A 10,599-nucleotide genomic window follows, 5' to 3' on the forward strand; every position below is an offset into this window, starting at 1 on the left:
GATTCCCCGGGAACAGCAAAATTCTGTTCATCTTTTACAAGTACGCTGATCTCTGAATAGGTAATGTTATTATCAGCATAAATAGTATCAGGATCTGCATCTATCCATTCAATATGATAAGAAGGTAGTTCGATAACTCTAACCTGAATGCTGGTAGTTGTATCTTCTATAGAAGCTTGAATTGTGGCGATACCTAAATTCCCGTTGTCATAATATTTTGCTGTAGCTATGCCGGTTATATCCGTAACTGCAGTTCCATCGACAGAACCAAGATCTGTCTGGAAAGAAACAGAATAACTTTCTACGGGATAACCGTTATCGTCTACGATATAAGCGTCAATTTCCGAATATGTGGCATCATTATCGTCAGCATAAATTGAATCCGGAATGGCAAGTAATAGATCAATATGACAAGAAGGTGTTTCAATGATTCTAACATTAACTGTTACAATTGTATCAGGAATAGATGCTTGAATTGTGGCAGTTCCAAGTTCTCCATGATCATGAAAATTAGCAGTTGCAATGCCATTCTGATCCGTTGTCGCAGAAGAAACAATTGAACCTAAATCCGAATCAGTTTGAAAATAAACTGTATCACCAATTACGGAAAATCCATTTTCATCGACAATATATGCTTTTATCTCTGAATATGTAGCATCATTATTATCCGCATAAATTGAATCCGGAACTGCAAATAGTTGAGCAATATATTTTTTTAGGGCTGCCGGTTTCTCAATTATTCTAACAGAAACAGTTTCTGAAGAATTGGCAATCGTAGCCTGAACTGTCGAAACACCAACAATACCACGATCTAAAAATTCTACTTTAGCTACGCCATTGCTTTGAGTAACAGCAGTAGCATTAATATTAGCAAGACTATCCTCAAGGGTTTTAAAGGTAACTGTTTCTCCAACAACAGGATTTCCTGCATTATCAACAACAGTCGCTCGAATCTCAGATTTAGTTGTATTATCATTATCAGCATAAAGAGAATCAGGAAAAGCACTAATGCTTTGAATAATATAATCAGGAAGTTCAATTACTCTTTTATCACACGCAGTAAGAATAAGTATAGCAATAATAATCATTGAAGAAAGTATTAAGGTAATTTTTTTTGCTTTCATATTTCCTCCTATTCTTTTTCTTTAATCAGCTTTCTTTCCAGCCTTTCATCAAGATCAAACTCTACAGTTTCTTCATTAAAATCTACAATTCTTGGGGTTATTTCAATGATCAGATCTGTATTGTTGACCGTGCTGTATTTATGCTGGAAGAATTTTCCGATAAAGGGAATATCACCCAATAACGGAATTTTATTGATTTGATTTGTAATGGTTGAATTTAATAATCCACCAACAATTATCCTTTTACCATCCGGAACAGTTACTGTTGAAGTTGCTTTTCTAACTTTAGTTCGGGGAACATAACCTCCCACCAGCTCAATAACAGAACTTACTTCAGGTTCGATTTTCGTAGTGATCTGTCCGTCTTTATTAACTGATGGTTTTATTCTCAGGATGATCCCTACATTTTCTCTTTCTACCTGAATCTGTTTGTCATTATCTGTAACAACAAAAGGAACAACTTCCCCGATATGAATTTCAGCTTCTTCTCCGTTTAAAGAAACAATGCGTGTGTCTGTGAGAAGTTGAGCTGCATTGTTTTCCATAAGCCAATCGATAGTAATATCAAAAGCAGTTAATTGACGACTGAAATGTCCAATATCATCCAGATCACCTAATTTCTGGAAATATTGATCATTTGGTAATTCACCTAAGGCATTTCCTTCCATATCACCATAAGGAGTTGCTCCGGTATCGTCATTAAAATCGTATGGTAAGCCAACTCCTACTGCATTGACCGGATCCTCGGCTAAAATTGTGGTCAGATGATTAAGTTTAGACCAGTCAACACCAATTTTTTCAGCTTCGTTTATGGATATTTCTATCAGTCTGGCTCTGATCTCGATCTGTTTTTGAGGAACATCGAGCTGTTTGATCTTTTTGCTGATATCTGCATAGGTTTCAGGATTAGCTCGGAGTAAAAGTGCGTTTTGACCTTCCACTGCAACAGCAGTTCCGGGTAAAACTTCCAGAGCTTTGACAATTTTTTCTACATCGATGTAATTCAGATTTATAATATAAGTTCTTTCACCGATTTCTTCTTCGATCCTTTTCTTATCACCAACGAGGAAGGTTTTATCACCAACGAGACGATATGAAAGACCGATCGATTTTACGACAAGAGCAAGGGCTTGTTCGATAGGAACATCTTTTAAATGAATTGTAATTTTCTTTTCATCGGATTCGACTTTGTCTTCCGAGATGGTTTCCATTGATAAAACAATGTTACAACCACTAAGTCTCGCCATTTGGGACATAATATGCGAAACTGCTGCGTCTTCTGCGTCGATGCTGACCTTAGTATTCAGAAGATCGATTTCTTGTTCATCGGAAAAAAGATTACCGACCATAAACAAAGAAACAACTAGTAGCAAGATAAATGCTTTTACTTTGAATTTCATATATTCTCCTTTTTTACCAATTATATTCTCTTGATTTTTTTGATTTTTTTGTGCTGATCTCAACAGGTTTGGGCGGGATTTTCTCTGTTCTCAAAGAGGCAGTAGTTCCCTGGTAAGAATACAGTATCTCTCCATATAAAATATCAATGATCTTTCCTTTTACAAATTCATCACCAATTTTATAGTTTTTGGTTAAACCCTGATATGATACTGTTGCAAGTTTGTCTCCAATATCAGGAATGATCGTAGATTCCAGGCGAACCATACTCTCTACTTCTTCTCTCCACTGTTTTTCCAGGTCTTTCTGGGTTCTAACGATCAGGTTCTGTTCCAGAGGATCTTTGGCAACACTAAAAACAAATTGCTTTCTATCATTTATAGATTGTTCGATATTCTCAATTTTCCCAAGCAGACCTTCGCTGAGTGCTATCTTTTTATGTATCGATTCATCAGGAACATCATTACTGATTTTATAGAGGTAGTAATCTTTGATTGCAAAGGCAAGTATCAACAATATCACCAGGGCTATCACAAAATCTTTGATGTATTTTTCTTCCATTTATGCCTCCTTTATGATCTTAAATGTGGAGAGTTCTAAAGTTACTTTATATCTGGTTGCAGTTTCAATATCAGTTCCGACTTTTTTCTTGTCTGCTCCAATTGGACGAACCTCTATGGTTTTCACTTTGATAATATAATCAAAACTTTCGATATCTGCCAGAAGTTTACCTAATTGGATATAATCACAATTAAGTTCCATTATATATAATTGTTCCAGGAATTTTGTATCAACTGTTGAGATAACTTTTGGAAAGAAAGAATGTACAGCTATCTTATATTTATCTGCCAGATCAGCAAGTTTCTTGGTAAATTCATTCACTTCATCAGCACTATACTCTTTCTCTTTTGTCATGCTGTTCATAATTACTTTTGAGACTTGCTGCAACTGCTCATTAAGTACTTTAGCACTATTCAGTTTTTCCTGTTCTACCTTGATCTTTCTATCAAATTTTTTAATTCTATTGATCTTATCATAAACAATGTTGCTGCTGAAATAAAAAAACATCATGGCGATAAGAACCATTATTGCAAACAGGATCAAGTATTTTTGTCTCATCCTCTCCTCCTTCCCTTCTTTTCAAATTCTTTTGCCTGGCAGTCAATCTGAAAACGCAGGATTTCGACTTCTTTCTCAAAATCACGATATGATTTCACAAATTTAATCTCAGGAAAATCGGAACTGATATGAGAGTTGGTTTCTAATTTTTTTATAAAATCATCGATCAAATCAAATTCTTTTTGTTCTTTATCTAACTTGGTTATACCGAACAGACTCAAAACATTATTTTTAAATGAAAAATGAGTGATGGCAATTTTATCAGCTGTGATCTCGGAAAAGGCAACTAATTTTTTTGCCCAGAAAATCCTTTCCGTACTTATTCTTGCCATTCTTTCCAGATCATGATTGGTAAGAAATTCTCCACTGACCTGATAAGCTTTGATCTCTTTATCAATATCCGAAAGAAGTTCTTTGCGGTTATCGATTTTCGCATTCAGGTCATAATTAATATAAAGAACAAATGCGTACAAAAGGATCGTGATCGCGATAAAACAGATTGCCGTAGTTAAGAAAGTATTCCTTTCTTTTTCAATCTTTCGTCTCAATTCTCCATATTTATTTAAATTTATTTTGAAAAATAATTGGCTCATATAATCTCCTCTATTCCGGTCTCATAGCCAAACCCAGAGCCAGAGCAAGCTGTGGATCCTGTCTATCTTTAAATTTTTCCGGCATTTCCAGACTTGTATAAGGATTAAATACTTCTGTTGGAATATTCAACTGTTCCTCGAGATATTCCGGGAATCCCAGTAATTTAGCTCCCCCGCCGATCAATAATATCTTTCTGAAATCACTGGTCCCGGCTTCTTTAACATAAAACCGGAGAGAACGCTTAACTTCCATAGAAATCTGTTCAACTGTAGATTTTTCAGTAATATCCAGAGCGATCATCGAAGTGGTATCAACAGTATCTTTTTCTTTTTTCAAACCGTGTTCAAGTTTATATTGCTCTGCTTTTTCATAGGTTGTTTTTAATCTTTTCATTATGTCTTTTGTGAAATGATAACCACCCCAGCCAATGTCCCGAGCAAAGAATTTTGCACTGGGACCATAAATAACCATATTTGTTTTAAAGGCTCCAATATTCAGGATTACATAAACACCGTCTTCAAAAAAAGAATTAAAGATAACACTATTAGCAACAGCAAGCGATTCTATATCAACTATTCCCGGAGAAAGTCCAACTGAGGTTAGAATATCGGAGTGTTCTTTTAATAATGTTTTTGTCGAAGCTCCCAGCAGGATATTCATATTGTTCGTTTTTTCCTCGACATTCAGCACCTGGTAATCGAGTAACATTTCCGCTCCACTGATAGGCAGATGTTTTTTTGCTTCAAAAAATAAAGCGGATTCCAGTTCTTCATCCGGTAGGAAGATCGTTTTGATCTGTTTTATACTTGTATTATCACCTCCAATGGACGAAACCACATGCTTTGCCTTTTTGGGATTGATCTTTAAAGATTTCAGCATGGAAGACAACACCGGAGTAAACCTGTCCGGAGAAAGGTCTGAAAGAACCGGTTCCATACCTTCCGGAAGAGTAGATTTGATCTCGTAGTTCAATAACTTGAAACCTTCATGCAGCTTTTTCAGATGCACCAGTTTAATACTGTGAGAACCAATATCCAGACCGATTGATTCTTTAAATTTAGTCTTTTTCTTTTTTGCCATATCACCTCACATCTTGAATTATTATATTAACTATTTTTTATTTCGGCGGAATTTTCAACATCCAGTTTTCAGCTTTAAAATCTGAAAGAACAGTATCACCAAAACCTCGATATATTTGCGGATAACAGGGTGGCTGGACAAAGAGAAATCGGTTGTCATAATAATAATCCTTGTCATAACCACAACTGGGATGATTTCCACTGTAATGATAATCTTCAATATCCCAGGGACTAGGGCTACTCAATCCCTGTGGATGATTAAAAGGATCAGAACCGGAACGATGGACAAATCCCCTTCTTCTTTGAGCGATTGCACCAAAAATATGGATAGCACCTCTCTCGGTCGTTATATTTGCAGCAGATTCCGGCCAAATCGGATTGTAATAGGGCCAATCTGTTCCATAAGGAATTGCATAAGTAGGTCCATTATTGGGAAAAGAATTTAAGTACCCATTGTCTTCATAAGGAAAACCGCACATATTGTAGGGAGCAACCGGAGCAGCTCCATGTAAATTAAAATCTTCAATGTTGGGGGGAACGAAAGTATTGGGTGGATAAATAAATTTATGGAAATCAATAAATGAAAATAGGGTGTCATCTCCAGTATAAGGACTCATAGCCCTGAAATCAGGAGTAGAACCATGCATATGATGATATTGGAAAGTAAAGATCCCATCATAATGACAAGACTCTATTCCAAATAAACTTTCATTGCCATCAGCAATGGCAGCATAAGCTCCATATAAATAAATGTCATTACAATTATCGGTTCTAACTACCATATCATCAAATGGATCTTTATGTTTATATCTGATCAGGATTTTTTGTTCCGAAACAAGCCCAAAATAATCATCTCGATTCGGATTATCTTCATCATCCGGAGAGGTACCTATTGGAGTTCCATCATACCAGATATCACCAACTACAAAAACAGTATCAGCGCTTCCCCATGTTTGTTTTCCTGCAACTACTCCTTCTATCCAGAGTTCACTTTCCATCCAGACACATTGATTACTAATCGTTCCTGAAGGACCGGAAGTCCAGAGAGTATCATACATGGGGATGTAGTTAGTCCAGAGATGATCGGTATCTTCAAACCAGTTAAATCCTGCATTTGTAACAGCATTTGCCCAGGCTGGAGTATGCGGATACCAGCTATAAACACCAAATGTATCGATTCCAACAAATTCTATATCACCGTACATTGAACTGTAGGTATTTCCGTCTAATTTTACATAGACAATTTCCTTGGTAGAATCAAAAGGTCTAATCCCATTTTGTTTTATGTCATTCGCTGTAGGTTCAAAAATAATAGAAGCAACTTCCTCCTGCCATCCACCCTGAAAAATCTGGTCCATGGGAGCTTCGGTATCAGGAAGATGAGTTCCTTCAGGAAACTTTCTAAATATCCCGGCAGTTGAAACCATCGCATGAAAAGTGGGCCATCCCATATTATTTCCACCACCGGCTTGTTGAATCCAGATATCACTGTTACTGTGAACAGGTCCGTTAAGAACATCCGGTCCCCAGAATTTTACAGGATCATCAGTTCCTTCTGCATTTTCTGATGCTTCTTCATCCGAAAAATACTGGTACTGGGCAAGACTTTCGTTTCTGAGAAGTCTTTCAGAGTATCTTTTAATGGGAGAATAGTTCGTTTTTATAAAAATCCTCGATCTTCGAGCAGATGCAAGAGAACGAATGGCTACAGCTTCAGCAGTAGCATATCCCATAAAATTAGAAATCATTGTATATTCTTTTTTATTTTCAATAGTATAAGTTGTAATTCTATCATTTGCTAAAATTTCAACTTCCCTTTCAGGCAATGGTTTGTTCTTATCATTCTCCAAACTAAGCTGTGTTCTTACAGCTTCACTTCGTAATAATAATTCTTCCTGTATTTTATCATTCTGATATTGGGTTTGAAGATGATCATTTTGAACCAGATTTATTAAGGAAAAGGCTGAAATGACAGAAACCAAAACCACGATCATGGCAACGAGCATTAAAATTATTGCTCCTTTTTCATTTTTGATAATTTCTTTCATTTCATCTCCCTTATTTTATTTAAGCACATAATGACTATTCAGGCGGAATTTTCATGTGCCAGTTCTCAGCTTTGAATTCCGTTAGAACATTTTCACCAAATCCTCTATATACTTGAGGATAACATGGTGGTTGAACAAAGAGAAACCTGTTATCATAATGATAATCTTTATTATATCCTGAACTGGGATGTGTTCCGTCATAATGATAATACTCTAAATCCCACTCGGTTTGATTTGGATGATTGTAAGGATCTATTCCGGAGCGATGTACATAACCTCTTCTGCGTTGACCAATTGCGCCATATATATGGATTATACCTCTTTCGGTATCAATATCAGCAGCAGATTCGGGCCAGACAGGATTATACCATGGCCAGTCTGTTCCATAAGGATAATTATAATTTGGACCAGTATTGGGATAGACATATGCTGGACTTTCATAAGGATATCCACACATGTTATATGGAGGTTGCGGTGCTCCCCCATGAAGGTTGAAACCGGTAATTTCCGGGGGGACAAAGCTGCTGGGAGGGAAAACAAATTTATGAAAATCAATATAAGAATAAAGGACATTACCTCCTGGAGCATATGGATCCTGAGCCATAAAGTCCGGTGTTGAACCATGGGTGTGATGATATTGGAAAGTAAAAATACCATCATAATGGCAGTAGTAAATTCCCTGCAATTCCTGATCACCTTTTCCGATAGCAGCGTATGCTCCATACAACCAGATGTCTTCACAATTATTATCTATGAGGATCATATCATTAAATGGGTCTTTGTGTTTGTACCTGATCAGGATCTTTTCTTCGGAAACTAATCCAAAATAATCGTCTCTATTGGGATTTTCCTCGTCATCAGGAGGTGATCCAACATTTGTCCCATTATATGTTATATCCCCGACAACAAAAATCGTATCAGCACTACCCCAAGTTTGTTTACCTGCAACTTCTCCTTCGATCCAGAGTTCGCTTTCTACCCAGACACATCCATTATTTACGGTTCCGGTAGGACCCTGTGTCCAGAGAGTGTCATAGATGGGAATATGATTTGTCCAGATATGATCAGATTCCTCATACCAGTTTCCTCCTGCATTGACAACAGCATTAGCTGCAGCGGCATCATCGGGAAACCAACTATAAACATTGAATTGCTCTATACCGGTTAATTCAATCTCACCATACATAGAAGAAAAAGAGTTGTTATCAATCTTGACATATACTATATCTTTTGCCGGATCGAAAGGTCTTTGTCCGTTAGTCCTGAGATCGTTTGCATTTGGATCGAATATAATAGACGCGACCTCTTCTGCATATCCTCCCAGAAAAATATCATCCATGGGAGCAGATTGTTCAGCTGGTTGATGAGTATCAAAATCCATGATCCGTTTTGATGTTGTAACCAGCGCATGAAATGTTGGCCAGCCATAAAGATTTCGGATCCAGATATTATCATTTGAATGAACCGGACCGAAAAGCTCATCAGCACCGTAGAACCTGACAATTGCAGCCTCTTCTCCCCCATCCTCATTCTCTGATTTTTCAATGTCGGTAAAATATTGGAATTGAGCCAGACTTTCATTTCGAAGTAGTCTTTCAGAATACCTTTTGATTGGAGAAAAGTTCTTTTTTGTAAAAATCCTCGCTCTTCGAGCTGAAATCAGAGAGCGAACAGCAACGGCTTCAGCAGTAGCGTAACCCATAAAATTTGAAAGCATGGTGTATTCTTTTTTGTTTTCAATGGTATAAGTTGTTGTTCTATCTTTAGAAAGAATTTCTAATTTCCTGTCGGGCAACGGTTTATTTTTGTCATATTCAAGACTTAGATGGGTTCTGATAGCTTCACTTCTTAAAAGCAATTCTTCCTGGATCACATCGTTCTGATATTGCGTTTGCAGTTGATCGTTTTGAACCATATCTAGCAGAGAGTATGTAGAAACAATAGAAACAAGAACAACGATCATAGCAATAACCATCACGACGATCGCTCCATTTTCATTATTTATTATTTCTTTCATAATTAATCCTGACTACCGGAATTAGCAAGATACACTGAAGTTTTGTATGTAATTGTTTTTGTATTTACTTGAGTATCTTCTTCGAGTGATTGGCTCTCTAATTTTTCCCTGAAGCGAACTCTTGCTTTGATCTCTATACCCAACATATAAATCTTGTTATTAACTACTTTTTTGGGAACAAAAAATAATTCCAGAATTTTAAATTGTTGATCTCCGCCAATTTTTCTCGCTGTTTTGGGAAAAACCAACTCATTGGTATATGTTTTTATCCCGTATTGACCGGAAACTCTCAGATGACCCTTATCATCCAGAAAAAATTGAGAATAATAAGGGACTCCCGGATTAAGATTTATTGGTAAGATCGTGATCGATTTTCCCGAAATACCAATTGTTACCTCTTTTGCTGTCAGTAATCCGATCAAACCTTCTTTTTCATTTTCCGGACTATAAAAGCTTCCGGTAACACTTTCTTTTGCATAACCGTATCGCATTGTTTCAATGGCATTAAAAAGTTCTTCCTGAAGTTGTGTATATAATTGTATTTCCTGGTAAGTTGTAACAAAATTCGTGATAGCAAAAGTCAGGATAACAATAACGAGGATAGAAAGGGGAAGAGCTACAACTAATTCTGCTAAGGAGTAACCATTCTGTTTTTTTAATCTGATCATAATGTAAATTTTCTATAATAGTCTTCTCTTAAAACTACCTCTTTTTGCTCTGTTGTGTGTGGATTAAAGAATGAAGAAGAAGCTTCTTGCCATCTAACAGTAATCGTTACTTTATCATAGACAACATAAGGAGCGATTTCCAAGTCGGAATGAGTAGTTTTCGAAGGAGACATGACTTGAGCCCAGAGAGGATTTCCATCTCTTTCATCCAGTATAACCTGCCCTGAAATTCCAGCTATATTTACAAACACTTCACCTTCATTGTACTTGTTATGAAATTTTATCTGTTCCATTCTATCGGCAGCAATAAGAAGTGCTGCTCGATAGTGATAATTTTCTGTTGCTTTTTTCTGGGCGTAAAAAGTGCTGATAAAAATTCCAACTAAAGCAACTGTAACAATCATCAGGGCAGCAATTACATGAACAAGACCAAATCCTCTTTCAGAAGTAATTTGTCTGAACATCAGAATCCCACGCCAGAAACGAACATTTTCGGATTATCGGAAACTTCCTGAGCAACGAGTCGATCCAGTAAGCCATTCATGACATGAC

The 10,599-nt window shown here is 36.7% G+C and carries 10 protein-coding genes; all 10 read right to left on the reverse strand.

Translation table 11 applies throughout. The features are described from left to right. Positions 1-1,124 (reverse strand): hypothetical protein (locus ENL20_06975; protein ID HHE38299.1); only part of this gene is annotated, 1,124 nt, incomplete at its 3' end. Between the two features lie 8 nt (positions 1,125-1,132). Beyond that, on the reverse strand, positions 1,133-2,524 hold the full coding sequence (locus ENL20_06980; protein ID HHE38300.1) for a hypothetical protein: 1,392 nt from the start codon (positions 2,522-2,524) through the stop codon (positions 1,133-1,135). A 13-nt stretch (positions 2,525-2,537) separates the two neighbouring features. Next, positions 2,538-3,083 (reverse strand): hypothetical protein, encoded by a 546-nt coding sequence (locus tag ENL20_06985; protein HHE38301.1) that lies wholly within the window; start codon positions 3,081-3,083, stop codon positions 2,538-2,540. Beyond that, positions 3,084-3,641, reverse strand: a complete 558-nt coding sequence (locus ENL20_06990; protein HHE38302.1) for a hypothetical protein — start codon at positions 3,639-3,641, stop codon at positions 3,084-3,086. Then, the gene (locus tag ENL20_06995) at positions 3,638-4,234 is read right to left on the reverse strand and encodes a hypothetical protein (GenBank protein HHE38303.1); all 597 of its coding nucleotides are present in this window, start codon (positions 4,232-4,234) and stop codon (positions 3,638-3,640) included. The genes ENL20_06990 and ENL20_06995 overlap by 4 nt, the downstream gene beginning before the upstream one ends. A gap of 10 nt (positions 4,235-4,244) precedes the next feature. After that, entirely contained in the window at positions 4,245-5,315 is a 1,071-nt protein-coding gene (gene pilM / locus ENL20_07000; GenBank protein HHE38304.1) for a type IV pilus assembly protein PilM, read from the reverse strand. 37 nt (positions 5,316-5,352) lie between these two features. Then, positions 5,353-7,362 (reverse strand): hypothetical protein, encoded by a 2,010-nt coding sequence (locus ENL20_07005; protein ID HHE38305.1) that lies wholly within the window; start codon positions 7,360-7,362, stop codon positions 5,353-5,355. Between the two features lie 34 nt (positions 7,363-7,396). Beyond that, positions 7,397-9,379, reverse strand: a complete 1,983-nt coding sequence (locus ENL20_07010) for a hypothetical protein (GenBank protein HHE38306.1) — start codon at positions 9,377-9,379, stop codon at positions 7,397-7,399. Positions 9,380-9,381: 2 nt separating this feature from the next. Continuing rightward, positions 9,382-10,047, reverse strand: a complete 666-nt coding sequence (locus ENL20_07015) for a type II secretion system protein (protein HHE38307.1) — start codon at positions 10,045-10,047, stop codon at positions 9,382-9,384. Then, positions 10,044-10,511: a hypothetical protein gene (locus tag ENL20_07020; protein HHE38308.1), complete on the reverse strand. Its 468-nt coding sequence runs from the start codon at positions 10,509-10,511 to the stop codon at positions 10,044-10,046. The genes ENL20_07015 and ENL20_07020 overlap by 4 nt, the downstream gene beginning before the upstream one ends. Positions 10,512-10,599: the final 88 nt, after the last annotated feature.

Source organism: Candidatus Cloacimonadota bacterium (assembly GCA_011372345.1).
GTDB lineage: Bacteria > Cloacimonadota > Cloacimonadia > Cloacimonadales > TCS61 > DRTC01.